At 64.3% G+C, this 26,138-nt stretch carries 24 protein-coding genes; 9 read left to right on the top strand and 15 right to left on the bottom strand.

The genetic code is table 11. The features are described from left to right. Nucleotides 1-37: 37 nt before the first annotated feature. The 7 genes from ABIB80_RS17135 to fliL form a co-directional block, all read right to left on the bottom strand. Entirely contained in the window at nt 38-319 is a 282-nt protein-coding gene (locus tag ABIB80_RS17135) for a helix-turn-helix domain-containing protein (RefSeq protein ID WP_007602141.1), read from the bottom strand. After that, a complete protein-coding gene (locus ABIB80_RS17130) occupies nt 295-495 on the bottom strand; it encodes a type II toxin-antitoxin system RelE/ParE family toxin (protein ID WP_311985937.1) in 201 nt (66 codons plus the stop codon). The genes ABIB80_RS17135 and ABIB80_RS17130 overlap by 25 nt, the downstream gene beginning before the upstream one ends. Before the next feature lie 230 nt (nt 496-725). Further along, nucleotides 726-4,514, bottom strand: a complete 3,789-nt coding sequence (locus ABIB80_RS17125; protein WP_354128039.1) for a tetratricopeptide repeat protein — start codon at nt 4,512-4,514, stop codon at nt 726-728. A gap of 63 nt (nt 4,515-4,577) precedes the next feature. Then, the gene (locus ABIB80_RS17120) at nt 4,578-5,336 is read right to left on the bottom strand and encodes a MotE family protein (protein ID WP_007602139.1); all 759 of its coding nucleotides are present in this window, start codon (nt 5,334-5,336) and stop codon (nt 4,578-4,580) included. Nucleotides 5,337-5,345: 9 nt separating this feature from the next. After that, on the bottom strand, nt 5,346-5,792 hold the full coding sequence (locus tag ABIB80_RS17115; protein WP_007602137.1) for a DUF6468 domain-containing protein: 447 nt from the start codon (nt 5,790-5,792) through the stop codon (nt 5,346-5,348). After that, the gene (gene fliM, locus ABIB80_RS17110) at nt 5,789-6,991 is read right to left on the bottom strand and encodes a flagellar motor switch protein FliM (protein WP_007602134.1); all 1,203 of its coding nucleotides are present in this window, start codon (nt 6,989-6,991) and stop codon (nt 5,789-5,791) included. Before fliM ends, ABIB80_RS17115 begins: the two co-directional genes overlap by 4 nt. 19 nt (nt 6,992-7,010) lie before the next feature. Beyond that, on the bottom strand, nt 7,011-7,511 hold the full coding sequence (gene fliL, locus ABIB80_RS17105; RefSeq protein ID WP_007602133.1) for a flagellar basal body-associated protein FliL: 501 nt from the start codon (nt 7,509-7,511) through the stop codon (nt 7,011-7,013). A gap of 379 nt (nt 7,512-7,890) precedes the next feature. On the opposite strand from fliL, the gene flgF reads away from it, so the two are divergent. The 4 genes from flgF to flgH are packed head-to-tail and all read left to right on the top strand — an operon-like array spanning nt 7,891 to nt 11,378. Next, nucleotides 7,891-8,652: a flagellar basal-body rod protein FlgF gene (flgF, locus tag ABIB80_RS17100; protein WP_007602132.1), complete on the top strand. Its 762-nt coding sequence runs from the start codon at nt 7,891-7,893 to the stop codon at nt 8,650-8,652. Between the two features lie 16 nt (nt 8,653-8,668). Further along, nucleotides 8,669-9,457 carry a flagellar basal-body rod protein FlgG gene (gene flgG, locus ABIB80_RS17095; protein WP_007602131.1) on the top strand — a complete coding sequence of 263 codons (789 nt, stop codon included), beginning with the start codon at nt 8,669-8,671 and terminating at the stop codon, nt 9,455-9,457. Nucleotides 9,458-9,467: 10 nt separating this feature from the next. After that, a complete protein-coding gene (gene flgA / locus ABIB80_RS17090) occupies nt 9,468-10,607 on the top strand; it encodes a flagellar basal body P-ring formation chaperone FlgA (protein ID WP_007602130.1) in 1,140 nt (379 codons plus the stop codon). Between the two features lie 3 nt (nt 10,608-10,610). Then, a complete protein-coding gene (flgH, locus tag ABIB80_RS17085; RefSeq protein ID WP_007602129.1) occupies nt 10,611-11,378 on the top strand; it encodes a flagellar basal body L-ring protein FlgH in 768 nt (255 codons plus the stop codon). Between the two features lie 299 nt (nt 11,379-11,677). On the opposite strand, the gene ABIB80_RS17080 is transcribed toward flgH, so the two are convergent. From ABIB80_RS17080 to ABIB80_RS17070, 3 genes are all read right to left on the bottom strand, one after another. After that, entirely contained in the window at nt 11,678-12,457 is a 780-nt protein-coding gene (locus ABIB80_RS17080) for a 2-keto-4-pentenoate hydratase (protein WP_007602125.1), read from the bottom strand. A 521-nt stretch (nt 12,458-12,978) separates the two neighbouring features. Continuing rightward, nucleotides 12,979-13,344: an RNA polymerase-binding protein DksA gene (gene dksA / locus ABIB80_RS17075; RefSeq protein ID WP_008554760.1), complete on the bottom strand. Its 366-nt coding sequence runs from the start codon at nt 13,342-13,344 to the stop codon at nt 12,979-12,981. 215 nt (nt 13,345-13,559) lie between these two features. Further along, the gene (locus tag ABIB80_RS17070; RefSeq protein WP_354128038.1) at nt 13,560-14,171 is read right to left on the bottom strand and encodes an NAD(P)-dependent oxidoreductase; all 612 of its coding nucleotides are present in this window, start codon (nt 14,169-14,171) and stop codon (nt 13,560-13,562) included. Nucleotides 14,172-14,320: 149 nt separating this feature from the next. Here ABIB80_RS17070 and ABIB80_RS17065 point away from each other — a divergent pair, with 149 nt between their 5' ends. After that, nucleotides 14,321-14,692 carry a winged helix-turn-helix transcriptional regulator gene (locus tag ABIB80_RS17065; protein WP_354128037.1) on the top strand — a complete coding sequence of 124 codons (372 nt, stop codon included), beginning with the start codon at nt 14,321-14,323 and terminating at the stop codon, nt 14,690-14,692. A 4-nt stretch (nt 14,693-14,696) separates the two neighbouring features. Here ABIB80_RS17065 and ABIB80_RS17060 read toward each other — a convergent pair whose 3' ends face one another. Continuing rightward, complete coding sequence (locus ABIB80_RS17060) at nt 14,697-15,110, bottom strand: flagellar assembly protein FliX (RefSeq protein WP_354128036.1); 414 nt, start codon at nt 15,108-15,110, stop codon at nt 14,697-14,699. A 270-nt stretch (nt 15,111-15,380) separates the two neighbouring features. Here ABIB80_RS17060 and ABIB80_RS17055 point away from each other — a divergent pair, with 270 nt between their 5' ends. The 4 genes from ABIB80_RS17055 to ABIB80_RS17040 all read left to right on the top strand — a co-directional run bounded on the left by ABIB80_RS17055 (nt 15,381) and on the right by ABIB80_RS17040 (nt 17,898). Continuing rightward, nucleotides 15,381-16,505 carry a flagellar basal body P-ring protein FlgI gene (locus tag ABIB80_RS17055; RefSeq protein WP_219685064.1) on the top strand — a complete coding sequence of 375 codons (1,125 nt, stop codon included), beginning with the start codon at nt 15,381-15,383 and terminating at the stop codon, nt 16,503-16,505. Beyond that, nucleotides 16,505-16,870: a flagellar assembly peptidoglycan hydrolase FlgJ gene (gene flgJ, locus ABIB80_RS17050; RefSeq protein WP_007602116.1), complete on the top strand. Its 366-nt coding sequence runs from the start codon at nt 16,505-16,507 to the stop codon at nt 16,868-16,870. The genes ABIB80_RS17055 and flgJ overlap by 1 nt, the downstream gene beginning before the upstream one ends. Nucleotides 16,871-16,881: 11 nt before the next feature. Then, nucleotides 16,882-17,379 carry a hypothetical protein gene (locus ABIB80_RS17045; RefSeq protein WP_007602115.1) on the top strand — a complete coding sequence of 166 codons (498 nt, stop codon included), beginning with the start codon at nt 16,882-16,884 and terminating at the stop codon, nt 17,377-17,379. 159 nt (nt 17,380-17,538) lie between these two features. After that, a complete protein-coding gene (locus ABIB80_RS17040) occupies nt 17,539-17,898 on the top strand; it encodes a hypothetical protein (RefSeq protein ID WP_007602114.1) in 360 nt (119 codons plus the stop codon). 142 nt (nt 17,899-18,040) lie between these two features. On the opposite strand, the gene flaF is transcribed toward ABIB80_RS17040, so the two are convergent. The 4 genes from flaF to ABIB80_RS17020 form a co-directional block, all read right to left on the bottom strand. Further along, nucleotides 18,041-18,409, bottom strand: a complete 369-nt coding sequence (flaF, locus tag ABIB80_RS17035) for a flagellar biosynthesis regulator FlaF (RefSeq protein ID WP_007602113.1) — start codon at nt 18,407-18,409, stop codon at nt 18,041-18,043. Between the two features lie 291 nt (nt 18,410-18,700). Then, nucleotides 18,701-20,941, bottom strand: a complete 2,241-nt coding sequence (locus ABIB80_RS17030; protein WP_007602112.1) for a DUF1522 domain-containing protein — start codon at nt 20,939-20,941, stop codon at nt 18,701-18,703. A 243-nt stretch (nt 20,942-21,184) separates the two neighbouring features. Beyond that, nucleotides 21,185-23,497: a DUF1522 domain-containing protein gene (locus ABIB80_RS17025; RefSeq protein WP_007602111.1), complete on the bottom strand. Its 2,313-nt coding sequence runs from the start codon at nt 23,495-23,497 to the stop codon at nt 21,185-21,187. Between the two features lie 323 nt (nt 23,498-23,820). Beyond that, a complete protein-coding gene (locus tag ABIB80_RS17020; RefSeq protein WP_354128035.1) occupies nt 23,821-26,133 on the bottom strand; it encodes a DUF1522 domain-containing protein in 2,313 nt (770 codons plus the stop codon). Nucleotides 26,134-26,138: the final 5 nt, after the last annotated feature.

Genomic DNA, 26,138 nt, shown 5'->3' with positions numbered 1-26,138 from the left:
TCAGCACCAGCATGCGGTGAGGTCGCATTGACCTGCATCACGCTGCCGAAAGCCTCACATGCATCTTGCTGCCTGTCGCCTCCGCGAAGCGCAGAAGCGTTTTGGTGCTGGGCAGGGTCTGGCCATTTTCGAGCCGGGCAATCGTAGATTGACTGGTGCCCATCCGAGCCGCGAGTTCCGCTTGCGAAAGACCAGCACGCAAGCGGGCCCTGAGCAGTTCGGCAGCGATCTCGAACTCGGGCGCCAGCGCGTCATACTCCGCCTTCACCTTCGGGTTGGCGAGCAGACGCGCCTTCAGCTTCTCAAAAGCGATCGACATGAGACGTCCTTTGCTCTTCGCAGCTCGATCTCGGAACGCGGCGTCTTCTGTGTCTTTTTCACAAACGCGCGCACAACGATCACTCTGCGTCCGATCGCAGTAACGTATAATGCGCGGGCAATTCCATAGCGACCGGCCAAGCGCAGTTCCCAGAGCTTCCCCTCTAGATGTTTCACGTGTGGCTCGCTAAGGCTCTCCAGCCTGCTGAAGCGATGCGCTCTGCGAGCCGCAGAAAACGTGCCTGCATATCGGCCGGCAGAGCCGCAATCTCTGCGGCGGCGGCCTCATCGAGAATTTCAACCCGCCAGGACACGGATCGACATTATCTCATTTTTGAGATTTTGAAAAGCGCAAAGAACCGACGCCGTGGCGGATCCGCTGTGCTGCTGGCTAACGATCTTGCAAACTACCGCGTCATCTTGATCTGCCGCACGACGGGAATCGTGGGCAACGAGCCGGTGTGGTCGGACTCGTCCTTGGCCTGCGGAGAGGCCGGCGCGCGGGCGGTGGCGTCGGGGAAGCGCTGCTTCATCTCGCGCAGGAAGCCGTCGAGCGTGTCGACACTGGCAGCCAGCTTCGCGATATCGGCAAACTCTGCGCTGGAGGCGCCGGTCGGTTTGCTCGCGATGTCGAAGGCGAGCCGATCGGCGCTCTCGCTCATCAGCGGCGCATATTTCTCGCGGAAGCGCGACATGCCGATCGAGTCGTCGGCGAGCGCATAACCGACAGCCGCGCGGATGATGTCGCTTTTCTCCACACTGTTGAGCGGCTTGAAGTCACGGAAGCGCTCGCCGTAATAAAGCTCGATCTGCTCGGCGGATTCACGCCAGCGCCGCGCCGCCCAGAAGATGTCCGAGCGCAGCCGCAGCACCTCGCGTCCTGTAACGTTGGAGACGATGTCGAGCGCGAGATCGTGGCGGCCGACGTCGCTCTGCGCACGCGCCTCCAGCAGCAGCCGTTGCTGCCTGAGCTCGCCCGAGAGGTCGCTGATACGGCTCGCGCGCAACGCCGTGATCGCCATGTCGGGTCTGCGGTTGGCGAGATAGATCATGGAAAGGCGCGCGGCGACTTGCGCACGCGCCGCGCCTTCGAGGCGGTGGTCGACCTGGTATTGCAGGAGCTCGGCGGCCTGGTCGAGCAGATCGATCGAGGCGAGCCGGTCCGAGAGGCGCCGGATCAGTTCGTCGCCGCGACGGCCGATCGGCGTCAGCTCGCGGAACTCGTAGAACATCCCCAGCGCTTCGATCGGCGGCAGCTCGTCGCCCTTGGGTCCCAGGAAGATCTGCGTGAACAGGTCGGAGGCGAGGTCCTGCGCCTGGCGCGAGGCTTCCGCGTTCGGCTGCAGCTTTGTCGCGGTACGCGCCGCGGTGAGCGCATCCCGGTAGCGCCCGTTCTCGGCAAACATCTGGGACAACATCTGGAGCGTCTTGACCTCGATCGAGTCGCCGCGCCAGGTCATCGCGAGCGTTTCGAGCTCGCGCAGCGCGTCTTCCTTGCCGATCTCGTCGCGCTTCTGCCGCAGCGCGACTTCGAGCTGCTTGGCCTCGGCCGCGGCCGGCCGGTCGGACGAGCCGACCGCGAATTTGTAGTCGTCGAGCGCGTCCTTGTCGTGGCCGAGCGCTTCGGCGAGCCGGCCGCGCAGCACCGCGAAGCCGGGCGCTGCCTCGGGCGAGACGCCGACCACCTCGAGCTCGCTGCGGCGCTTGGAGGCACCGGCATAATCCTTCACCTCGAGCGAAGCGCGCATCGCCTCCATCGTTACGATGCGCTGGATGTCGAGCGGCAGCGAGGCGATGGCGAATTCGACGTTCTTGAACTTCTCGCGCGCGTCCGCCCATTTGCCCTGGCGCGCATAGGCGAGCGCCTTCCAAAGCTGAGAATCGTGACTGTTGCCGATCACGGGGTTGGCGAGGTCCTTCAGGCCCTGTGCCGGCCGGCCGATCAGGATGCTCGCGATCGCATGCATGATCAGCGCACCGCTCTCCTCCTTGTTGAGGGGATCGGCCAGCATCAATTCGGTGACGGCCTTGGCTTCGTGATACATCGCGCGCGACATGTAGAATTGCGCGAGGTCGAGCCGCGGCAGCGAACGCATCGCCGGCTCGACGTTGGAGATCGCCGTGATCAGCTCGTTCTGGCGCGCTATGAAGTTCTCCGACTGGCCCTTGCGCCAGGCTTCGGGGCTGAAGACCGGCCGCACTGCGGTCGGCGCGCGCTCGGCCGAGATGTCGACCGGCGACAGCGTCAGCCCGCCCTTCTTGCCGAGGATGACCTTGTCGGCTCCCACCTCGACGCCGACCTCGTCGGAATTCGGCCGGATCGCGATGCCATGTGCGGACTCCAGCAGCGCGAGGTCAACGAGGTCCTGTCGCTTGATGAAGCCGCGCACCGGCCGCTGCGCGGTGACGACATAGAGCGTGTCGCCGGCATCGGGATCGGTAAGCTTGTGCAGGAGGCCCGGATTGGCAAAAGGAATCGCGATGTTGGCGAGCGCCGGATCGGTAATGTTGCGCGAGATCATTAGCGGCAGCGGCGTCGCCTGGATTTTGTCGGCGAGGGTCAAGAGCCAGTTGGTCTGCTTGCCGACCTCCTCGCTCGTCAGCGAATAGACCAGGGGCCGGGTGAGACGGATGCGCACCGCCTGTCCCTTCTCGAGCGGGACGCGGCCGACCTCGCCGATCATCGCACCGCCCTTGGTGCGGATCGCCTCGACGTCGATCGGCTTCGCCGTATCGAACACCAGCCAGACGGTGTCGCCGCGGCGAAACGCTGCCGCAGGCGTTGCGACCTGAAGCGGGAAGGTCACCCGCAGGCCGTCGCTGTCGCGGCGCACATCGACGCTGGCACCAGTCGGCTGCGGCGCGGCGGGCGCTTCTGCCGACGCAGCCTTGGCGGCTTCCTTGACCGGCTCCTTGACGGGCTCCTTGACGGGCTCCCTGGCAGCTTCCTTCACGACCTCTTGAGGCGCTTCGGCCATGACCGGCTTGGCAGGGGCGACCGCAGTTTCCGCAGCAGGGGGCGCAGGCTTCGACATTTCTTTGGGCGCTTGTGCAACTTCGGCCGCAGGAGCCGGCACCGATTTCGGCGCTTCAGCGGGCGACATGGCGGCGGGCGCTTCCGCCTTCACCTCGGGCTTGACGTCGATCCTGGCTTCGCGCGCGATCGCCTCGGAGGTCGGCGGCGCGATCTCGCGCTGCGCGTCCTTCGGCTTCTCGGCCGCCGGTTTTTCGGGCCCAGGCGCCGGTCCATGAGCGGCGGGCTTGGCCTGCGCGATCGCAGCCTCGGCCGAATTGGCCATCTTGCTCTTGTCAGGCTGGAAGGAGATGTCGACGACGTAGTTCTTCTCGTCGCGGAACGAATGCACGTCGGAATCGCCGATCAGCGCGATCTCGACACTGGTCTGGTCGATGTCGGCCTTCTGCTTGATCGAGGCGACGTTCGGCGGCGCCGCGACGACCGCGTCCGCGAGATCGATATTCAGGTTGGCGTTGAAGGCGAGCGTGAGCTTCTGCTCGTTGAGCACGGAGGATACGCCGACGCCGTCCGGCATCTCGAACACGAAGCGGACGAAGGTCGGCTGCACCGAGGCGCGCACGCGGATCTGCGGACGCTTCTTGCTCTCCGCCGCGGCGCGTTGGGCGCGCAGCGCCCGTTCGGCAACGCGCGCGCGTTCGGCGAGCTCCTTGACCACGTCCATCGGCAGGCTCGGCGGTGGCCCCTTCCACCCCTCCGGCAAGAGGTCGATGAAGGTTCGTTCGCCGGCATTCATGGTGTTGACGGTAACGCGCCGCGCCAGCGACAGGCGGATGGCGCCGCCATCGGGATCGCGGCGGGCGGAGTTGACGTAGTCGGGCGCGCCTTCCGGGATGCGGTCGACGGGCACGTCGACCGCCCGGTCGAAGCGGATGACGAGAATGGAGCCGGCCGTCGTCACCTCGGAGGGGACGTCCTCCCCGAGCTTGATCACGAGACGGGCAAAGCCGCCGCTGGCCGAGAAAGTCGCCTCGCCCCTGACAGCATCGGCCGCCCGGACAGGCGCCGTGAAGCCGATCAGCAGGCTGGCTGCCAGCAGCGGCGCCGCGCGGACATGACGCGACAGCCTCCGCGCCAGGGCGCGGGCTCGCGACACAAATCCAGCGGCAGCCTCTCGCGCCATTGGCGGCATTTCTTCCGGTTCGACGGTCCACGCCGGCATTGGTGCCGGCCCCTGCCCCAGACTGTAGATTTTGGCAATTAAGGACTTCTTAAGTATGAGCCCTCAATTCGGCTTTTGCGTCGGCTTGCCGTCGATCTTGGGCAGCTCGCCGGCCGAAGCGGACTGATCGCCGCCGCCATTGGCCCGGCGGGCCATCTCGACCGTCAGCCGCTCGGCGGCCTCCGGGGACATCAATCCCATGATGTCCGACATTTTTCGCGGCGCGATCTGCGAGGCGATCTCGATCAGCACGCCCATCTCGAGCCGGTCAAAGACCCGCGCGGCGTCCTTGGGCTTCATGCCCTCATACATGGTCACGAGGCCCTTCATGCGCTGGGCTTCGGCGGCCTTCTGCTCGGCCTGTGTCGCGGAGATACGGGTTTCTACCGCCTTCATCTCCTCGACCTTGTTTTCGATGCGCTTCTCGGCGGATTTCAACAGGCTCTCGCGGATGTCGATCTCGCGCTGGCGGGCCTCGATCTCCTGGCGGCGCGACTGCAAGCGTTCCAGGATCGCGCGCTCCGAGGCGGAGATCTGCGACTGGGCTTCCTCCTTGACGGCGGCGCCTTCGGACTTGGTGTCGGGTGCGGCCGGCTTCGGCGCCTCCTTCGGCGCGCCATGGGTCGAGCCGGTGATATCGGGATCCTCGCGGCTGGCCGGGAAGTTCAGATTCTCCTGCGCCCAGGATTTTTTGACCTGGTTCGGCTTGTAGTCGAAGACATAGCCGCCATTGATCACAAGACCCGTGACCTTCAGCGTGGCGAGGCCAGCAACGGCAACCAGCACGATCGGAATGACGCGGATGTTGCGAAAAGACTTCATACCCTGACTTTATGCGGCAAGACCGTTGGATCGTCGGCGCTCGGAGAAGGCTTCGGCCGCAGCCGCCACCGCCTTCGCCGACGAGGGCTTGGCTGCGGGCGCGGCGACCATTTCCGCGTTCGTCACGGGGCGCGCGGCGATTGCGATCTTGGACAGGCGCCGCACCACGTTGTCGGCTTCGCCGAGCTGCTTGTAGAGCTGCTCGGACATCTGGGTCGCCGCAGCGAGCTGGCTGCCGAGGTTCTCGTTGACGTCGCGCACGGCGAGCTTCAGCCCGCCGATCGCGCGCTCGGCGATCTCGGTTGCGGTGATCAGCTCCCCGATGACCGCCTTCAGCGAATGCTCGTCCGCCTTCAGCCGCGTCAGCCGCTTGTTGAGCGTGACGCAGTAGACGATGGTCAGCATCAGCAGGATAGCCACCAGCGTCTCGATCGCCATTCCTAGGGAGTGGTTCATGGGGCCTCCATCATCTTGTTCTGCTCGTCGACCTTTTCGAACATCGCAAGTGTCGTACTTGGCTTGCGCAAGGGTTTCGTCACCCGTATCGCGACGCGATCGCCGACCCGGCCCATGCGTCCTTCGGTGATGGTGACGTCGCCGCAGCGAACGGTGACGTTGGCATCCGCGCGCATGTCCAGCGGCAGCGTGTCGCCGACCTTCAGCCGCATCAACTGCTTGAGCGGAATGTCGGCTTCGTAGAGCACGGCGTCGACGGAGATCTCAGCCTGGACGATCTCGGTGGCGAAATGGCCTTCCCAGATCTGGTCGCGGCCGAACTTTTCGCCCATGAACATCTGGAGCAGGACGCCCCGGATCGGCTCGATGGTCGCGTAAGGCAGCAACAGCTCGATGTTGCCGCCGCGATCTTCCATGTCGATGCGCAGGCGCACCAGGATCGCGGCGTTGGCAGGACGGCTGATCGCGGCGAAACGCGGGTTGGTCTCGAGCCGGTCGATGGTGAAGGTCACCGGCGACAGCGGCCGGAACGCCTGTTCGGCATCGGTCATGACGACTTCGACCAGCCGCTTGACCAACTCCGTCTCGATCGTGGTGTAGGGCCGGCCCTCGATGCGCAGCTGGCTCGAGCCGCGGCGGCCGCCGAGCAGCACGTCGATCATCGAGTAGATCAGGCTGGAATCGACCACGGCCATGCCGAAATTGTCCCACTCTTCGGCCTTGAAGACGGTGAGGACGGCGGGCAGCGGAATCGAATTCATGTAGTCGCCGAAGCGCACCGAGGTGATGCGGTCGAGCGAGACTTCGACGTTGTCGGAGGTGAAATTGCGTAACGAGGTCGTCAGCAACCGCACCAGGCGGTCGAAGACGATTTCGAGCATCGGCAGACGCTCGTAGGAGACCATCGCCGAATCGATGATGGCGCGAATGCCGGAATGGTCGTCGAGCGTGACGTCGCCGACCGCGAAGCCGAGGAGGTTGTCGATCTCCTCCTGCGACAGCACCCGTTCGCCGGAATTCTTGCCGGCGCCGAGATCGCGGCTGCCATCCTCGACCATGGCCGCCCATTGCAGGGCCATGGTCTCGGACAGTTCGTTTTCGGCAGCAGCCTTCGCGGCCTCGGCGGGATCCTCGGAATCGAGCGAGGCCTCCCATTGGGCGGCAATTGCATCCTGGTCTGGTTGGTCGGTGCCTGCCATGATCCCTAGCCCGTCATGCTCACTGGATCACGACTTCCTTGAACAGCACCGCGCTGACCTGGACCGGAGCGACCGCCGCGTTGACGCGCTTGGTCAACTCTTCCTTGAGGCGGAAGATGCCGGCGGAACCGTTGAGGTCAGAGGAGCGCAGCTCGCGCGCATAGGTCTGGAAGATGTCGGTGATGCGCGGCATCGTCGGCTTGATCGCCTCGACCTGCTTCTCTTCCTTCAGCTCCAGCACGATCTTGAGCTTCAGATATTGCACGCGCTCGCCCGGTGCGCCGGCGAGGTTGACCATGATGTCGGGAACCTCAACAAAAGCCGGCGGCTTCGGCGGAGGCGCCGCCTCGGCGTGATGCTCGTCGTCGCCGTGACGGAAAAAGAAGAACCAGGTCGCGGCGCCGCCGCCGAGAACGGCGAGCAGGCCCACCACCATGATCATCAGCTTGAACTTGTTCTTGGGCGGAGCGGCTTCCGCGCCCTCAGCGGCTCCGCCGCCTTCCGCTTCATTCTCTGCCATGATCGCCGCGCTCGCTCATCTCTCAAATGGGTCGAAAGAGCGAAGCTCCTGGCAGACAGTGACGCGATACAAATGCCCCAGCGCAGTGCTCCTCTTACGCGCAAACGCTACGGTAATAATGGTTAACGGAACCTTTCGATTGGGCCTTCACTAGGAAAAATCTGCCGGGCAAACATGGCTAACAGACCCTTTCTGCCGCCTCCCCGCGCCCTCGAAAAACAGACAAGAGACTGAAACAACACAATTTTCCAGCTTGGCACGAGTTTCGCTGAGAAAGGATCGAGACCCAGGGTTTGGGAGAACCCGAGGTCTCGTTCACGGGATCGGCCAAGACGCTTGGGAGAGCGAGCTGGCAGATCTCACTCAGGGGAGATTTCCGATGCAGAACGCGCTTCTGATCGGCTTGTCGCGACAGATGACGTTGGAACGGCAGATGGATGTCATCGCCAACAACGTCGCCAACGCCAACACCAACGGCTTCAAGGCCGACCATTCGCTGTTCGAGGAGTACCTCAACTCGAACGCGCGTGAGGACAATTTCGTCGCCTCCGACCGCCGGGTCTCCTATGTGCAGGACCGCGGCACCTTCCGCGACGTCGGCCAGGGGCCGATGGAGCCGACCAAGAATCCGCTCGACATGGCGATCAGCGGCAACGCCTATTTCGCGGTTCAGGCCAATGGCGCCGAGCGCTACACCCGCGACGGCAAATTCTCGCTCAACAACACCGGCCAGCTCGTCACCTCCGACGGCAACCTCGTGCTGGGCACCAGCGGCCCGATCACCTTCCAGCCGACCGACCACGACATCAACGTCGCGCCGGACGGCACCGTCACGGTGCTCGAGGGCACGGCCAAGAACGACTCGATCCGCGGCAAGATCCGCATGGCCTCGTTCGACGATCCGGCCAAGCTGACCAAGCTCGGCGCCAACCTTTACAACATCGGCTCCGCGGCTCCGCAGGCCGACACCAAGTCGACCGTGCAGCAGGGCTACGTCGAGAAGTCGAACGTGAACTCGGTCGGTGAGATGAGCCGCATGGTCGAAGTCATGCGCAGCTACACCGCCATCGCCAACCTGCTCCAGCAGCAGAGTGACATGCACAAGTCGGCGATCGAGAAGCTCGCCGACGTTCCGGCCTGATTGAGGGAGAACTGACATGCAGGCGCTTCACACCGCAGCAACCGGAATGGCGGCACAGGAACTCAACGTTCAGGTGATCTCCAACAACATCGCGAACCTGCGCACCACCGGCTTCAAGAAGCAGACCGCGGCGTTCCAGGACCTGATCTACGAACACGTCCGCCGCGTCGGCGCCCAATCGTCCGACCAGGGCACCATCCTGCCGGTCGGCGTCGACATCGGCGGCGGCGTCAAGACCGTCGGCACGCCGCGCAGCATGACCCAGGGCACGCTGTCGCAGACCGGCAACGACCTCGACATGGCCATCACGGGCGAAGGCTTCTTCAAGATCCTGATGCCCGACGGCAGCTACCAGTACACCCGCGACGGCACCTTCCAGATGGACAATCAGGGGCGCATCGTCACCGCGCAGGGCAACCCGGTACAACCGACGATCACGATCCCGAACAACGCTTCGGGCCTCACCATCAACGTGCAGGGCCAGGTCTCCGTGACGCTGCCAGGTTCCTCGACCTCGGCCGTCCAGGGCCAGATCGGCCTGACCCGATTCATCAACAAGGCGGGCCTCCAGCCGGTCGGCAACAATCAGTTCACCGAGACGCCCTCCTCCGGCCCGCCGCAGGACGGTACCGCGAGCTCCGAAGGTTTCGGCAACATCACGCAGAGCAGCCTCGAGCAAGCCAATGTCGACGTCGTCTCGGAGATGAGCGACCTGATCGCCGCCCAGCGCGCCTACGAGATGAACGCCAAGGTGATCAGCGCCGCCGACCAGATGATGCAGTCGACCACGGCGTTGTTCCGCTGAGGTGATGACGATGATCCGCACCACCCTCGCCACGATCTCCGCTCTCCTCGTGCTGGCGCTGCCCGCACGGGCCGCCGACGATTTCATCGCGACGCCGACGCTGCGCGCGAGCATCACCGTGACCTCGGACGTGGTGCGGGTCGGCGATCTCATCGACAATGCCGGCTCGGCCGCGCTGATCCCGGTCTACCGCTCGCCCGATCTCGGCACCACTGGTGCGCTGCCGGTCGCCCAGGTGCTGGCGGTGTTGCGCGCAAAGCAGGTGATCGGCGTGATGACCGGCGACATCAAGGAGGTCCAGGTCACCCGTCTCGCCCGCACGCTCGTGAACAAGGACCTCGAAACCGCGGTCGCCTCAGCGCTCGAGCGCCGCTTTGGACTTGGCGATGCTGCCAACATCACCGTCACGTTCGACCGCGGCATTGCCGACATGCGGTTGGATGCCTCCAATACCGGCGTGCTGCAGCCGGTGGCAACCCGCTACGACGCCCGCAGCGGGCGTTTCGACATCGCCTTCGAGATCAACAACGACAACAATCCGGCACCGACCAAGCTGCGTTTCACCGGCACCGCGATCGAGACGGTGGAAGTGGCCGTGCTGACGCGCGATATCGATCGCGTCGATCTCCTGAAGGCGTCCGACGTCGCCATGGAGCGCCGGCCGAAGGCCGAGGTCACCGGTGAGGCCGCCTCGCGCGATCGCACGCTCGGCATGCAACTCCGCCGGCCGATGCGGGCGGGCACTCCCATCCGCGTCGCCGACATCGTCAAGCCCGACTTCGTGCAGCGCGACCAGAACGTCACCGTCATCTACCAGGTCCCCGGAATCTACCTCACCACGCGCGGCAAGGCGATCGAGAGCGGCGCCGAGGGCGACACCATCAGCGTGCTCAATCTGCAGACCAAGCGCACGCTGAGCGGCGTCGTCACCGGCCGCGGCCAGGTGACAGTCCAGGGCGCCAGCCAGGCCGCGCCAATGCCGGCCGCGGTCGAGCAGACCTCCTCGCTCAAGCGCGACGAGGCGCCCGCCCCCGTCGATACCGCAGCCCTCGTCCGGAACCTGGTCCAGACCCCGGCATCCCCGGCCCAGATCGCACAAGCCCAGATCCCGCAAGTTCGCGTCTCGCAAGCTCCAGCCAAGTCAGAGTAAGTCATGTCCACGTTCAGTTCGGCTTTTCCTCTTCGTCGCATCGCGATCTCCGCCCTGCTGCTGGCGACTTGCGCGTTGGCGAGCGGCTGCTCCTCGATCGACCGTTTGTCGCAGATCGGCGAGCAGCCGAAATTGTCGGCGATCGACAATCCGACGACGCAGCCCGGCTACAAGCCGGTGCAGATGCCGATGCCGAAGCCGGAAGTCGCCTCCTACAATCCGAACTCGCTGTGGCGCAACGGCAGCCGTGCCTTCTTCAAGGACCAGCGCGCCCATCAGGTCGGCGATCTCCTGACGGTGGCCGTGAACATCACCGACAAGGCAAATATCGAAAACGACACCCAGCGCAGCCGCACCAACAAGGAAGATTCCGGAATCACCGACTTCATCGGCGCCAAGACATTGGGCGCCCAAGCGCAGAAGGTGTTGCCCGGCCGCATCCTCACCGCCGACTCGACCGCGTCCAGCGAGGGCAAAGGAAGCGTGGACCGCAAGGAAGCGTTGCAGACCAACGTCGCGGCCGTCGTCACCCAGGTCCTGCCCAACGGCAACCTCGTGGTCGAAGGCAAGCAGGAGATCCGCGTCAACTACGAAATCCGCGAGCTCATCGTCGCCGGCATCGTCCGTCCCGAAGACATCCAGAGCGACAACACGATCGATTCCACCAAGATCGCGCAGGCCCGCATCGCCTACGGCGGCCGCGGCCAGATCATGGACGTGCAGCAACCGCGCTACGGCCAGCAAGTCATGGACGTGCTGCTACCCTTCTAGCTTCTCCCGAGCTCCCACATCGTGTTCGCGAACCTAGGCGCGGACGACGATGTACGACGCGGCCCTCGCTAGCTCCCCTGGCGAGGGCCGCATGTATTTTGGCGATGGTGCGGCTGCGTACAGCGCGTCGGGCACGCGCGATTGCAGCGACGCCGCTCCCCCTGTCCGCCCTCTCAACTGTCATCGCCCGCGAAGGCGGGCGATCCAGTATTTCGAGACGTCGGTGATGAACCGAGAAGCCGCGGCGTACTGGATTCCCCGCCTTCGCGGGGAATGACGACGCAGTGCCCGCGGCGCCCTCACGTAAACTCCGCCTCCACCACACCCAGCCCGTCCAGTTCCATCCGCACCTTGTCGCCGGCTTTCAGCCACAGCGTCTTGACCAGGCTCCCCGTCAGCACGAGCTGTCCCGCGTGCAGACCCTTGCCCTCGGCGGCGAGATGGTTGGCGAGCCAGGCGAGTGCGTTGTGGGGATGGCCGAGCACGTCGGCGCCGGTGCCGTGGCTGACCTCTTCGCCGTTGACGATGGCGCGGCCTTTGACGGCCTTCAGGTCCGGCACCGACGAGCGCGGCACGACCTCACCCAGCACGCAGCCGGCGGCGAAGAAATCGTCGGCGATCAGCGTCGGCGCCCCCATCGTTTCCCACTTCACGTAGCGGTCGTCGACGATCTCGATCGCGGGATGATAGGCCTCGACGGCTTCGCCGACCCATTCGGCCGTGAACGGCGCCTCGCCGGCGGCGAGATTGCGCTTCAGCCGCACCGCGATCTCGCATTCGACGCCGACGCGGACATAGTCGGCAGCCGCGAGCTGCACGCCGCTGTCGTGCACGCCCTTCTGGAACACGCCGCCGCCGCATGGGTGTGGAATGCCGATGTAATCCTGCATCACCTGGCTGGTGCAGCCGATCTTGTAGCCGACCAGCGGGCCGACATGCGGCAGCAGCAGATCGTGCAGCGCGCGCTGGACCTGATAGCCCTCGGCTTCATCGGCGGGAGGAACTTCGAGCACTGCGAGGGGTGCATGGTTGCGGCGCGCCAGCGCGATCGCCTTTGCGGCTGCGAGAATTGTGTCCATCGGCGCCGGCTCCTACACACCACAATCGAGGGCGGTACTTCAGCATCCCCGCCGGGGCGTGACAAGCGCAGGGGGCCGTGCGGCCGCACGTCACTGCCAGCCCGAGCTGGAATAAGCTGCGGACGCTGATCGGCCACATCATGGCAAGCCGCACGGGCTGCGCCGGCGTTTAAGGAAATATTGAGCTGGTCCGGGCTTTATGGGGATGCACGCCTTGCAGCGTCGCATCAGGCCTGATTGCAGCAATGCGTGAAGCTGCTGGATCAGTGCCTCAGCATTCGGGTCGATATCCTTGATGCGACTCGCAAAACCTCCCGCACCTGAAGTGAAGGCTGTTTCTCATCCGAACTCACGTGAGCTCGGAGGAGTTGAGTCTAGCCCATTGATCGCGATTCACTTTTCGCGATTGCGCTCGCGCGCCGAAGGGCGCGGTTGCAAGCGACAGGCAAAATGCTGATCACGGCGCGAAAAGGCGCGCCTTGCGTTCAAAAACAAAGAGCCGCATCGCTGCGGCTCGGACTCTATTCGTCGCGATAGACCTTCTCGCGTTTCTCGTGGCGCTCCTGCGCCTCCACCGAGAGCGTCGCGATGGGACGGGCCTCGAGCCGCTTCAACGAGATCGGCTCGCCGGTGTCCTCGCAATAGCCGTAGGTGTTGTCCTCGATACGCTGGAGCGCGGCGTCGATCTTGGCGATCAACTTGCGCTGGCGGTCGCGGGCACGGAGTTCGATGGCGCGGTCGGTTTCGGACGATGCCCGATCGGCGAGATCGGGGTGGTTCACGTTCTCCTCCTGCAGGGCCTGCAGGGTGAGTTTGGACTCTTTGAGGATCTCATCCTTCCAGGCGAGGAGCTTCAGGCGGAAGTACTCCTTCTGCCTGTCGTTCATGAAAGGCTCTTTTTCGGTCGGTCGGTAGTTTTTCAACTTTTCCAAGGGCGGCCTATCTGTCTAAGCAACGACTCGTACGCGGACGGGGTCCGCTGAGCGGGGCGTTATATAGCGGCCTCCTGTGACAGACAATGTTTCCCTGATCGCCCGACCGGCGCCCCCAAGCCCTTGCACAGGAAAGGTTTATCCTGGAGGACCCGGGGGCGGCCGATGGCCTAGTAGCCGACCGTGAAACGCTGCCTCTCATGGGCCGGCCGCTCGATCTCGTCGGCGAGCGCGATGGCGTAATCCGCGAAACTGATCCAGCTCTTTCCGTTCGCATCTGCGAGAAGCTGATCGGTCCCAAGCCGGAACTTGCCGGTGCGCTCTCCCTCGACGAACAGGGCGGACGGCGAGATGAAGGTCCAGTTCAGCTCCTTTTCCTGCCGCAGCAGGTCGAGAAAGGCCGAACCCGCCTCCGCCTCAGCCTTGTACTGAGCCGGAAAGCCGGGAGTTATCACCAGTTTGACGCCCGGAGCGACCTCCAGGCTGCCGGCACCGCCGACGACGAGGTAACGACCGACCTTCGAATCCTTGGCCGCGCCGATCAGCTTGAGCGCGTCGCTGGCCAGGAAGTGCACGGAACTCACGGCGACGTCGTGCCCGGCCCACAGCTTGGCAAGGCCTGACTGGTCGAGCACGTCCCCCTTGGTGGGGGTGACGTTCGGCAGGGCCGCGATCTTCTCGGGGTTGCGGGCGATGGCCGTAACCGCGTGCCCGCGGCGGGACAATTCCTTGGTGATCTCCGACCCGGCCCGGCCCGAGGCGCCGGCAACTGCGATTTTCATGGAAGGCTCCTTTGCTTCTGTAGTAACCAATGGTGACTAGATATCGCAAAGAGCGCTGGTGTTAAGAGAGCACTTTGTGCTTACCTGATTACACAGGAGTAACCGGCGGCGGCCGGCAAATGAGCGGAATGGATCGTGAGGACCCGACGATGAAGCCAGACGTCTATGCAGCGAACTGCCCCACGCGACAGATCCTCGACCGCGTCGGTGACAAATGGGCGGTGCTGATCCTGCTGCTGCTGCGCGAGAAGCCGATGCGCTTCAATCAGTTGCGCCGCACGATCGAAGGCATTTCGCAGAAGATGCTGAGCCAGGTTCTCAAGTCGCTCGAGCGCGACGGATTGATCAAGCGTCACGCCATCGCAACCGTGCCGGTGACCGTGGAATATTCGATCACGCAGCTCGGCGTGACGCTCGCCGCCGCCGTCGATCCGCTGCGCGATTGGGCCGAACAGAATCTGAAAGACGTGCTCGCCGCTCAGCGCCGTTATGACGTGCAGTTGAAGGATGAAGCGGCGTAAGACGCTAGGCCTGCCCGGCCTTGGCGAGCTCGACCTCGACGCGCAGCTCGATCTCGGACAGCACCGAATCCAGGCCGGCGTCGCCGGAGGACGATTTCAGGTTCGCCGCAGCGTCACGCAGCCGCATCACGGTCGAGGCGTCGAGCTTGCCGGAGAGAAGTCCCATCTTGAGATCGTCGAGCACGTCGAGCGCGGTCTTTCCGCGCACGACCGAGCGCTTGCGACGCTCGACGGGATCCTCCTCGATGCCTTGCAGCGCGAGCAGCCCGTCGATGTTGGCGGCGGCCTTCGGTGCGGCGGCGCCCCGCGTCTCCGGCGCCGACGAGGTGTCGGGTAGCACGAAGGTGCCGGAGCTCGTCCGCCTGGCCTGGCTGGCCGGCGTTCCAAGCGTGGTGCCGTTCGGTCCGTAGATGCGCATCGGAAGCAATCCGGGTGATCGATGCGCCACATTCGCCGTTTTATGGTTAACGGCCCGTAAACAGCCCGGCAAAATCTGCCGACAGGCGGCAGTTTCGCTCCTCAGGGACAACACAGGCTGAGGTCGCTCGAAACAGATTTATTCAACCTATTCAGCTACCTACCCCCGCTGCCCCGAGTTGGCACAGCGCTCGCAAGGACAGCGTCGGACCAGCTCGTCATGGGAGTGTCGTGATGGTTCTTTGATTTGAGGAGCCTCGGGGAGCAGAAGATGCCAAGCGTTCGTTGGGTGAGACTTGTGGGGGTGGCCTGCGCCGCGCTGTCAGCGCTGGTGCTCTCGGCCAATTCTGCAAGCGCGACATCGCGCATCAAGGATCTCGCCAATATCGAAGGCGTGCGGCAGAACCAGCTCATCGGCTATGGCCTCGTCGTCGGCCTCAACGGCACCGGTGACACCCTCAACAACATCCCCTTCACCAAGCAGTCGCTGCAAGCGATGCTCGAGCGCATGGGCGTCAACATCCGCGGCGCCACCATCCGCACCGGCAACGTCGCCGCCGTGATGGTGACAGGCAATCTGCCGGCCTTCGCCACCCAGGGCACGCGCATGGACGTCACCGTCTCCGCGCTCGGCGACGCCAAGAATCTCCAGGGCGGCACCCTGCTCGTCACCCCACTCCTCGGTGCCGACGGCAACGTCTATTCGGTCGCACAGGGCTCGCTCGCGATATCCGGCTTCCAGGCCGAGGGTGAGGCGGCGAAAATCGTGCGTGGCGTGCCGACCGTCGGACGCATCGTCAACGGTGCCATCATCGAGCGGGAGATCGAGTTCGCGCTCAATCGCCTGCCGAACGTCCGTCTTGCGCTGCGCAATGCCGACTTCACCACGGCCAAGCGGATCGCCGCCGCGATCAACGACTATCTCGGCGTCAAGACCGCCGAGCCGATCGACCCATCGACCGTGCAGCTTGCGATCCCACCGGAGTTCAAGGGCAACGTCGTCGCCTTTCTCACCGAGATCGAGCAGCTCCAGGTCGATCCGGATCTCGCCGCCAAGATCATCATCGACGAACGCAGCGGCATCATCGTGATGGGCCGCGACGTCCGCGTCGCCACCGTTGCGGTCGCACAGGGCAACCTCACCGTCACGATCTCCGAGAGCCCGCAGGTCAGCCAGCCCAACCCGCTGTCGCGGGGGCGGACCGTGGTCGCGCCGCGCAGCAGCGTCAGCGTCACCGAGGACGGCAAGAAGTTCGCCGTCGTCAAGGACGGCGTCTCGCTTCAGCAGCTCGTCGACGGCCTCAACGGCCTCGGCATCGGCCCGCGCGATCTCATCAGCATCCTGCAGGCGATCAAGGCCGCCGGTGCGATCGAAGCCGACATCGAGGTGATGTGATGCAGGCCGGCATGGTCAACACCGCACGCGTCGCCAGCTCCGCCTTCTCGGTGGAGAGCCGCAACGGCCGCCCGGACTTCGATCTCGCCGCGGCACTGCAGAAGGTCTCGCCGAAGCAGCAGGTCAAGGCGCAGAAGATCGCCACCGACTTCGAGGCGATGTTCCTCAACAGCATGTTCTCGCAGATGACCTCGGGTCTGAAGGGCGAAGGCCCGTTCGGCGACACCCCTGGCACCGGCGTGTGGCGCTCAATGCTGACCGAGCAATATTCCAAGAACTTCGCCAACGCCGGCGGCGTCGGCATCGCCACCGACGTCTATCGCACCCTGATCATGCAGCAGGCAAAAACGATCCGCACGGCATAAGGTCAAACGAGATGAACCACTTCAACGCCTCGCGTCAGCCGGTGCAAGCGCAGCGCCCGAACACCGCATCCGGCAGCGCCGAGGCGCGCAAGATCGCCGAGCAGTTGATGGATGCGATGAGTGCCCTGCTCGGCCTGATCGAGCGCGAGACCGAGCTGGTACGTGCCGGCCAAGTCCGCGAGGCGATGACCCTCGAGAGCAAGAAGCAGGAACTGTCGCGAAACTATGTCGGCGCCGTCACCCAGTTGAAGGCGAACCAGGCCCAGCTCGCCAAATCCGCGCCCGAGCTGCTCTCGACGCTGCATCGGCACCATGATGCATTCCGCGCGATGCTCCAGGTCAACCTCACCGTGCTCGCAACCGCTCACGCGGTGTCGGAGAGCGTCGTGCGCGGCGTCAACGCCGAGATCCAGAAGCGCAACGTGCCGAACACCTACACGGCCGCGGGACGCCGCGCCACGCCGGGCCCGCGCCACATCACGCCGCTCGCGGTCAGCCGCTCGCTCTGAGCGCGCGCAATAACAAATGACAATTTTACGAAAAACCGCGGGGCAACATCGTCGCGCGGTTAGGCACGTTTCCTTACCGGATGTTCAATCCCGGTGTTCCATGGTTGCGTATTGAGAGGGGTTGGGATTTGACTCACGTGAGGCAACCAGGAGGCTGCCATGAGTACAGATTTCAGCATCAGGCCGGTGGGGATACCGGTTGCCGTGCAGATCGTAACGACGTCGAATGCGGCGGCGAACGAGGCCGTGCAAACCGATCTGCCCGTGAGCCAGACAGTGGCCGCTGGCGATGCGAGCGCGCCTGCACGCAATGATTTGCGAAGCAACGAGAACATCTCACGCCAGGTCGTGTTCGACCAGGCGGCGGCGTCGTTCGTCTTCCAGGTCGTCAACGACAGGACCGACGCGGTGGTGAACCAGTTCCCCGACGAAGCAATGCTGCGCCGGCGGGCCTATTTCCATGCGCAGGATTTGAAATCCGAGCCCTCGCGTCCGGCCAGCACGGACCGCAGCGCCTGACCATCAGGCGTCGAGCCTCGCAACGGCAACATCGAGATCGCTCGAACCGGTCGGTGGACCGGTGACGACGTTGTTGATCTGCGCCTTGCCGCTATCCATCAGCATGAACTTAGTATTGCCGAGGCTAAACGACCGTCCTTGATCACGGACGGCCGGACAGACCAGCGGCGATATTGCGGTTGATCTCGATCAGAGGACGGAAGTGATCGAACTGCGGGCTCATCTGCAGCGCGGCGGTCTGGCTCAGCACGAACACGCTGATGTTGGCGATCTTCTGCCGGACCTCGATCGGCTGCGGATTGTTCTCGCGCATGGCCTCGCCCAGAAAGATCGTCCAGAGCTTGCGATTGAACATCAGGGCCTGCGTGGTCTGCTCGCTGAACGGCTCGGCGCTGTTGATCGCATCCTGAAGCTTGTTCGCGGCCTTGAGCAGGGTCTGCGCTTCGATGTCGCGAGGAGATGCGGTGGTCGTTGCAACACGCGCGTAGGCCGAGGCAGCGGAATTCGACATCAATCACACCCTGGAGGTTACCTAGCCCGTTGAACGCGCTTAAGGATTTCTTTCCCGACCCTAGGCAGCACCGCTTAAGATTTGCTTACATGTGTGCTTGGAAGCACTCCGGATTATTACGGGTCTCGGAGTTCTTCGTCATCGTGAAGCTAGACGCGCATGTGCACGCTGTAAACACGTCACGCGCGGTGTGCGTCGATCTCAGCTAATCCTGCCTTAGCGATCTCCGTAAAATGAACGGCGGAGCCTTAGCCCCGCCGCGAAATCGATGAGCGAGCTTGCGCCGCGAAATTAGCGGAGCAGCTGCAGCACGCTCTGTTGCGACTGATTGGCCAGCGACAGCGCGGACACCGCGATCGACTGGCGGGTCGACAGCGCCTGGCTGTTTGCCGCTTCCTCGTTGGTGTCGGCGAGCGTCAGGTTGGACGAGCCGGTCTGCAGAACGTTGATCAGGTTCTTGGAGAAGTCCTGACGCACCTGCACGATCGACAGGTTGGAGCCGAGCGCAGAACCTTCCGAGCGCAGCGTACTCGAGGCCGCGTTCAGGCTGGTCAGCACCCTGTTGGTGGCGCCGTTGTCGATGAAGTCGATACCGTTGACGAGGTTGCTGAGGCCGAGGCCCGCCGCGTTGAAGACCACGCCGTTGATGCCGAGCGTGGAGCTGCCGGTCTCGTTGAAGATCAGCTTCAGCGTGTCGCCGTTGAGCAGGTTCACGCCGTTGAATGAGGCATCCTGCGACGTCGTATCGATCTGCGCCAGGATGTTGTTGAACTGGTTGACCAGGTTTGAGCGCGCCGTCTGCGCGACCGGATCCTGGATCGGCGGCTGGGCGGTCGTGAAAGCGATCACACCCGTGATGGTGCCGGCGACCGCGCCCCCGGCAGTTATCGAGCCCAGCGTCGAAGAGGCATACTCGTTGACGGTGGTGATCGTGAGCACGCCGTTGGCGTCGATCGTCGCCGTCAGGTGGTTCGCCTGCAGCTGAGAGTTCAGTTGATCAAGCGTCTTGACAGTCCCGTTGGTGCCATCGCCAAAGGTCACGTTGACCGGCGTGCCGCCGTTGAACGAGGTAAAGGTCAAGGTCTTGCCCGAGATGCTGCCCGCTCCGGGCGCGCGGCCCGCGGTGAAGGCCGTGCCGGTGCCGGTCGGACCGGTCAGTCCGAACGAGGACAACGCATTGCCGGTTCCCGTGATCGACAGATCCGCCGTGGTGCCGGTGCTGAGCTTGAGCGCGCCGTTGACGACGGTGGACAGAGACGAACCGCTGGCCGCAACCACGGCGGCGCCGCTGACGATGCCGGCACCCGACGCCAGGTCGATCGCGTTCAGCGAATCCTGAACGCTGGCGCCCTGGAGATAGACGACGGAGTTGCCGTTGTTGTCGGTTACGATGTTGCCGATCTTGGTGGAGCCCGTCGGAGCGGCAGCAGGAACCGCAGCGTTCTTGAACGAGACGGTCTTGCCATCAACGTTCAGCGTGGAGCCGTCATTGATGAGCGTGCCCAGCGTCGTGGGGCTCGTCAGACGCGCCTTGCTCACATTGACATTGCCGGAGCCGGTCGCGGTCGTAAGGCCAAGCGCCTTGAGGAAGTCGGCCTTGCCGGTGATGCTGAGGTCGGCGCCCGTGCCGGTGGTGAGGGTAAGCTGGCCGCCGGCGATGGAGGCGACGGCGCCCGACGAGAGCGATAATGTCGCGGTGCCGCCGGTGATGGCTGCCTTTTGCACGCCGGTCGCGAGATCGATCGCGTCCATCACGTCCTGGACTTTTGCAGCCGGGACGGCGCTTGTCCCGAGGTAAACGGTGGAATTGCCATTGCCGTCGGTGACAACGTTGTTGTTCCTGCCGGAACCGGCGGGAACGCTGGCCGCCGCAGGTGCAGCGCCGGCCCTGAAGGTGATGGTCTTGCCGTCGACGATCACGACATCGCCGTCCGTCGGTGCACCATTGGCCGCAATGGTGCTCGCGCTGGACGGACCGAGAAGGGTGAGGTTTGCAGCAAGGCTTGCCGGAGTGGGGACACCGTCGGGAGCGGCAAGCCCCGTCAGGGATTGCGAAATGCCGCCGAGCGTGGTCGTGCCCGTAATCGGAGTCGTACCGCCAGCAGTACCGTCGGTGACGACGTTGCCGGTTGCGGTGGCGTAGGTGTAGCTCGTGGTGCCGCGCAGATCCGCCGGCGTCGCGCCCGGAATCGTCGTCGTGATGTTCGACTTGGTCGAATAGCCGACCGTGGTCTGCAGCGCCTGGTTCGCGATCGACTTGGCGCTGTCGATCAGCTTTTGCAGCGAGGTGATGCCGGTGTTGGCGGCCTGCAGCACCTGCACACCGTTGTTGATGCCGTCGAGCAGGTTGCTGATGTCGCTCGCCCGGTTGTCCAACCCTTGCGCGGTGAAGAAGTTGGTGGGGTTGTCGAGCGCCGTGTTGACCTTCTTGCCGGTTGAGAGGCGCTGCTGTGTCGTGGCCAGCAGGTCGGCCGTCGACTGCAGTGACAACAGGTTCTGGCGAACGGACGCCGAGAGAACGATGTTGGACATTGGCTGGTCTTCCTCTTGAACCGGGTACGAATCGGGGCTCGCGATCTGGAAAGCGGGCTTTTGTCCACTTTTAGGGGCTGTCCTTTAAAGTATGGTTAACGACGGTTTAAGGGATACGGTTAATGCCGAGTTAGCGCCCCCTCCCCGGCCCCGGCTGCACGTTCTGCACGGTCTCCGCACACGCAAAAAAGCGGCGGAGCCGAAGCCCCGCCGCCATATTTATCTTGTGATTTCAGTTGCTTATTAACGGAGCAGCTGAAGCACGCTCTGCTGCGAGGTGTTGGCCAGCGACAGCGCGGAGACCGCGATCGACTGGCGGGTCGACAACGCCTGGCTGTTGGCCGCTTCCTCGTTGGTGTCGGCCAGCGTCAGGTTGGACGAGCCGGTCTGGAGCACGTTGATCAGGTTCTTGTTGAAGTCCTGACGCACCTGCACCACCGACAGATTCGAACCGAGGGTCGAGGCTTGCGAGCGTAGCGTGCTCGAGGCCGCGTTGAGACTGGTGAGCACCCGGTTGGTCGCCGCGTTGTCGATGAAGTCGGTGCCCCGTACCAGCGAGGCCAGACCCAGCCCCTTCGAGTTGAAGGTCACACCGGTGATGCTCAGGCTCGACTTCGCGGTCTCGTCGAACACCAGCTTGAGCTGATCGCCGTTCAGCAGGTTCACGCCGTTGAAGGACGAGTCGACCGAGGTCGTGTCGATCTGCGACAGGATGTTGTTGTACTGCGACACCAGGTTGGAACGGCTCGCCTGGGCAACAGCATCGACCGTCGGCGCGGTCGCGTTGGTCCAGGTCAGGGCCGTCGTGATCGTGCCGCCGATTGCGCCGCCAGCGACAGCCGATCCGATCGTCGAGGATGCGTAGTCGTTGATCGCGGAGACCGTGAGCAGGCCGTTGGCGTCGATCGTGGCGGCCAGGTTGTCGGCCTGAAGCGCCGTGTTGAGCTGATCGAGCGTCTTGACCGTGCCACCGGTGCCGTCGCCGAAGGTGACGTTGACCGCCGTGCCGCCGTTGAAGGAGGCGAAGGTCAAGGTCTTGCCCGAGACGCCGCCGGCCGACGCCGAGCGGCTCGCCGAGAAGGCCGTGCCGGTGCCGGTGGAGCCGGTGAGGCCGAGCACGGACAAGGCATTGCCCGAGCCGGTGATCGACAGATCCGAGTTCGCGCCAGTCGAGATGTGGAGCGAACCGGCAACAAGCGAGGACGCGGTCTGGCCACTGGCCGTCGCCAAGGTCGCGGCACCCGAAGCGATGGTTGCTGCCTGCACGCCGGTGGCGAGATCGACCGCGCTCAGGATGTCGGCGACGGTGCCCTTGTTCAGGTAAACGATCGAGTTGCCGCTGCCGTCGGTGACGACGTTACCGGTGACGCCGGATCCCGTCGGCACGTTGGCCGCAAGCGGCGTGCCGCCGTTCTTGAACGTGATGGTCTTGCCGTTGACGTTCAGGGTCGATCCGTCGGTGATCAGCGAACCAAGGCTGGTCGAGATGGTTGTTCGGGCGGCCGTCAGGGTCGCGTTGCCGGAGCCGGTCGCGGTGGTCAGCCCGAGCGCCTTCAACAGGTCAGCCTTGCCGATGACGCTGAGATCGGCGCCGGTCGAGCTGTCCAGCGTGATCTTGCCGGCGGTGATGGAAGCCGCGGTCTGGCTGGTGTTGTTGGCGTTGATGGTGGCAACGCCGGCCGCGATCGTGGCACCGCGGGTGCCTGCCGCAAGATCGATCGCCTTCAGGACGTCGCCGACCGTCGCGGTCGAGTTCGTCGCATTGCTGCCGAGATAGATAATCGAGTTGCCACTGCCGTCAGTCGCGACGCTGCTGGTACCACCGCTATCCAAGCCGTAGCCGGTCGGCAGGCTGTTGGTGGACCCCGTGACGCCCGGCGCATCACCGGACTTGAAGGTGATGGAGTGGCCGTCGACGGTGAGGGTCGTGCCGTCGGTGAACTGGGTGACGCCAATCAGGCCCAGACCGCTCTTTGCAGCAGTCGAACCGTCACCGTAGAGCAGCGTGCTCGTGGTGATGGCCGCCGCACCGCCGCCGTTGTTGTCGTTGACCGCGGTGGTTCCGACATAGGCAGCGGCCGTACCGCCGAGCGTGGTCGTACCGGTTGCCGCCGTGGCGCCGCCGGCAGCGCCGGAGAACAGCACGTTGGATTGCGCGGTCGCACTGGTGTAGGTCGTGGTGCCGCGCAGATCGGAAGCGGTCGCACCCGCAATCGTGGTCGAGACGTTCGACTTGCTGGAGTAGCCGACGGTGGTCTGCAGCGCCTGGTTAGCGATCGACTTGGCGGAGTCGAGCAACTTCGACAGCGAGGTGATGCCGGTGTTGGCGGCCTGGAGCACCTGCACGCCGTTGGCAATGCCATCGAGCAGATTGTTGATGTCGCTGGCGCGGTTGTCGAGCGACTGTGCCGTGAAGAAGTTGGTGGGGTTGTCGAGCGCCGAGTTCACCTTCTTGCCAGTCGAGAGGCGGGACTGGGTGGTGGCGAGGAGGTCGGCGGTGGACTGGAGCGAGAGCAGGTTCTGGCGAACCGACGCAGAGAGAACAATACCGGACATAACTCTTACCCTTCTGGTTTACGCGTCTTCGTTCGATCGCTTCGGATCGAGTGACGCGCACAGCCTGAGGGGACATGGCTAACAAAAGGTGAAACCCGTTCCCGCAGCGTAAGCGCCGGTTCACCATAAGGCTGCGGACGCACGCCGAGATCGGCGACGATCGATCTGAAACTCCTCGCCTTTTTGCGGCGTTTGCTCCCCGTTAACCATAACCAACAGTTACTTTTTCAGTGCAGCCGGACCACTGCTCGATCGGACCGCGCAAAAGAAAACGGCGGGGCCGAAGCCCCGCCGCCATGACTTGATTGCGATGTCAGCCGCTATTAGCGGAGCAGCTGGAGCACGCTCTGCTGCGACTGGTTGGCCAGCGACAGCGCGGAGACCGCGATCGACTGACGGGTCGACAGCGCCTGGCTGTTGGCCGCTTCCTCGTTGGTGTCGGCCAGCGTCAGGTTGGACGAACCGGTCTGCAGCACGTTGATCAGGTTCTTGTTGAAGTCCTGACGCACCTGCACGATGGAGAGGTTCGAACCGAGGGTCGAAGCTTCCGACCGCAGAGTGCTCGAGGCCGAGTTCAGATTGGTGAGCACCTTGTTGGTCGCGGAGTTGTCGATAAAGTCGGTTCCCTGCACCAGGCCGGCCAGACCCAGGCCCTTCGAGTTGAAGGTCACGCCGGTGATGTTGAGGTTGGACTTGCCGGTCTCGTCGAACACCAGCTTGAGCTGGTCGCCGTTGAGCAGGTTGACGCCGTTGAACGAAGCGTCCAGCGAGGTCGTGTCGATCTGCGTCAGGATGTTGTTGTACTGGGACACCAGGTTGGTACGGGTGGCCTGGGCAACAGCATCCGCAACCGGCGCAGTCGCGTTCGAGAAGGTCAGCGCCGTGGTGAGCGTGCCGCCGATGGTACCGCCAGCAGCGGCAGATCCGATCGTCGACGACGCAAAGTCGTTGGTCGCCGAAACCGTCAGCCTACCGTTGGCGTCGATCGTGGCCGACAGGTTGTTGGCCTGAAGAGCCGTGTTGAGCTGATCGAGCGTCTTGACCGTGCCGCCAGTGCCGTCGCCGAAGGTGACGTTGACCGCCGTGCCGCCGTTGAAGGCGGAGAAGGTCAAGGTCTTGCCCGAAACGCCGCCCGACGCCGCAGAACGGCTTGCCGTGAAGGCGGTGCCGGTGCCGGTCGCACCGGTCAGGCCGAGCGAGGACAGCGCATTGCCCGTGCCGGTGATCGACAGGTCCGAGTTGGCGCCGGTCGAGACGTGCAGCGAACCGGCGACCAGGGAGGACGCGGTCTGGCCGGCTGCGGTGGTCAGCGTCGCCGCACCGCTGGCGTTGGCCGCGCTCTGCACGCCGGTGGCGAGGTCGACCGCGGTCAGGATGTCGGCGACGGTGCCCTTGTTGAGGTACACGGTCGAGTTGCCGCTGCCGTCGGTGACGACGTTGCCGGTGACGCCAGAGCCGGTCGGCACGTTGGCCGCAGCCGGCGTACCGCCGTTCTTGAACGTGATGGTCTTGCCGTTGACGTTCAGGGTCGAACCGTCGGTGATCAGCGAACCAAGGCCGGTCGAGACGGTTGTGCGGGCCGCACCGATGGTGGTGTTGCCGGAGCCGGTCGCGGTGGTCAGACCGAGCGCCTTCAACACGTCCGCCTTGCCGGTGACGCTGAGATCGGCGCCGGTCGAGCTGTCCAGCGTGATCTTGCCGCCGGTGATGGAAGCCGCGGTCTGGCTGGTGTTGTTGGCGTTGATGGTGGCAACGCCGGCCGCGATCGTGGCACCGCGGGTGCCCGCCGCAAGGTCGACCGCCTTCAGGATGTCGCCGACCGTCGCGGTCGAGTTGGTCGTATCGCTGCCGAGATAGATAATCGAGTTGCCACTGCCGTCAGTCGCGACGCTGCCGGTACCACCGCTATCCACGCCGTAGCCGGTCGGCAGGCTATTGGTGGACCCCGTGACGCCCGGCGCATCGCCGGACTTGAAGGTGATGCTGTGGCCGTCGACGGTAAGAGTCGTGCCGTCGGTGAACTGGGTGACGCCAATCAGGCCCAGACCGCTCTTTGCAGCAGTCGAACCGTCGCCGTAGAGCAGCGTGCTCGTGGTGATGGCCGCCGCACCGCCGCCGTTGTTGTCGTTGACCGCAGCGGTTCCGATATAGGCAGCGGCCGTACCGCCAAGCGTAGTCGTCCCGGTCGCCGCCGTGACGCCGCCGGCAGCGCCGGAGAACAGCACGTTGGATTGCGCGGTCGCGCTGGTGTAGGTCGTGGTACCGCGCAGGTCGGAAGAAGTCGCGCCCGCGATCGTGGTCGAGACGTTCGACTTGGTCGAATAGCCGACCGTTGTCTGGAGCGCCTGGTTGGCGATCGACTTGGCAGAGTCCAGCAGCTTCTGGAGCGAGGTGATGCCGGTGTTGGCGGCCTGCAGCACCTGCACGCCGTTGGCAATACCATCGAGCAGATTGTTGATGTCGCTGGCGCGGTTGTCGAGCGACTGCGCCGTGAAGAAGTTGGTGGGGTTGTCGAGCGCCGAGTTCACCTTCTTGCCAGTCGACAAACGGGACTGGGTGGTGGCGAGCAGATCGGCGGTGGACTGGAGGGAGAGCAGGTTCTGGCGAACCGAGGAGGAGAGAACGATACCGGACATACTGT

Source organism: Bradyrhizobium sp. i1.15.2, assembly GCF_040548425.1.
Taxonomy (GTDB): Bacteria; Pseudomonadota; Alphaproteobacteria; order Rhizobiales; family Xanthobacteraceae; genus Bradyrhizobium; species Bradyrhizobium canariense.
The sequence above is the reverse complement of the archived record's forward strand: the minus strand, read 5'-3'. Positions and strand labels throughout refer to the sequence as shown.

Coding starts and splice junctions, on each gene's coding strand:
- ABIB80_RS17135 (WP_007602141.1), bottom strand. CDS start 319: ATGTCGATCGCTTTTGAGAAGCTGAAGGCGCGTCTGCTCGCCAACCCG.
- ABIB80_RS17125 (WP_354128039.1), bottom strand. CDS start 4,514: ATGCCGGCGTGGACCGTCGAACCGGAAGAAATGCCGCCAATGGCGCGA.
- ABIB80_RS17120 (WP_007602139.1), bottom strand. CDS start 5,336: ATGAAGTCTTTTCGCAACATCCGCGTCATTCCGATCGTGCTGGTTGCC.
- ABIB80_RS17115 (WP_007602137.1), bottom strand. CDS start 5,792: ATGAACCACTCCCTAGGAATGGCGATCGAGACGCTGGTGGCTATCCTG.
- fliM (WP_007602134.1), bottom strand. CDS start 6,991: ATGGCAGGCACCGACCAACCAGACCAGGATGCAATTGCCGCCCAATGG.
- fliL (WP_007602133.1), bottom strand. CDS start 7,511: ATGGCAGAGAATGAAGCGGAAGGCGGCGGAGCCGCTGAGGGCGCGGAA.
- flgF (WP_007602132.1), top strand. CDS start 7,891: ATGCAGAACGCGCTTCTGATCGGCTTGTCGCGACAGATGACGTTGGAA.
- flgG (WP_007602131.1), top strand. CDS start 8,669: ATGCAGGCGCTTCACACCGCAGCAACCGGAATGGCGGCACAGGAACTC.
- flgA (WP_007602130.1), top strand. CDS start 9,468: ATGATCCGCACCACCCTCGCCACGATCTCCGCTCTCCTCGTGCTGGCG.
- flgH (WP_007602129.1), top strand. CDS start 10,611: ATGTCCACGTTCAGTTCGGCTTTTCCTCTTCGTCGCATCGCGATCTCC.
- ABIB80_RS17080 (WP_007602125.1), bottom strand. CDS start 12,457: ATGGACACAATTCTCGCAGCCGCAAAGGCGATCGCGCTGGCGCGCCGC.
- dksA (WP_008554760.1), bottom strand. CDS start 13,344: ATGAACGACAGGCAGAAGGAGTACTTCCGCCTGAAGCTCCTCGCCTGG.
- ABIB80_RS17070 (WP_354128038.1), bottom strand. CDS start 14,171: ATGAAAATCGCAGTTGCCGGCGCCTCGGGCCGGGCCGGGTCGGAGATC.
- ABIB80_RS17065 (WP_354128037.1), top strand. CDS start 14,321: ATGAAGCCAGACGTCTATGCAGCGAACTGCCCCACGCGACAGATCCTC.
- ABIB80_RS17060 (WP_354128036.1), bottom strand. CDS start 15,110: ATGCGCATCTACGGACCGAACGGCACCACGCTTGGAACGCCGGCCAGC.
- ABIB80_RS17055 (WP_219685064.1), top strand. CDS start 15,381: ATGCCAAGCGTTCGTTGGGTGAGACTTGTGGGGGTGGCCTGCGCCGCG.
- flgJ (WP_007602116.1), top strand. CDS start 16,505: ATGCAGGCCGGCATGGTCAACACCGCACGCGTCGCCAGCTCCGCCTTC.
- ABIB80_RS17045 (WP_007602115.1), top strand. CDS start 16,882: ATGAACCACTTCAACGCCTCGCGTCAGCCGGTGCAAGCGCAGCGCCCG.
- ABIB80_RS17040 (WP_007602114.1), top strand. CDS start 17,539: ATGAGTACAGATTTCAGCATCAGGCCGGTGGGGATACCGGTTGCCGTG.
- flaF (WP_007602113.1), bottom strand. CDS start 18,409: ATGTCGAATTCCGCTGCCTCGGCCTACGCGCGTGTTGCAACGACCACC.
- ABIB80_RS17030 (WP_007602112.1), bottom strand. CDS start 20,941: ATGTCCAACATCGTTCTCTCGGCGTCCGTTCGCCAGAACCTGTTGTCA.
- ABIB80_RS17025 (WP_007602111.1), bottom strand. CDS start 23,497: ATGTCCGGTATTGTTCTCTCTGCGTCGGTTCGCCAGAACCTGCTCTCG.
- ABIB80_RS17020 (WP_354128035.1), bottom strand. CDS start 26,133: ATGTCCGGTATCGTTCTCTCCTCCTCGGTTCGCCAGAACCTGCTCTCC.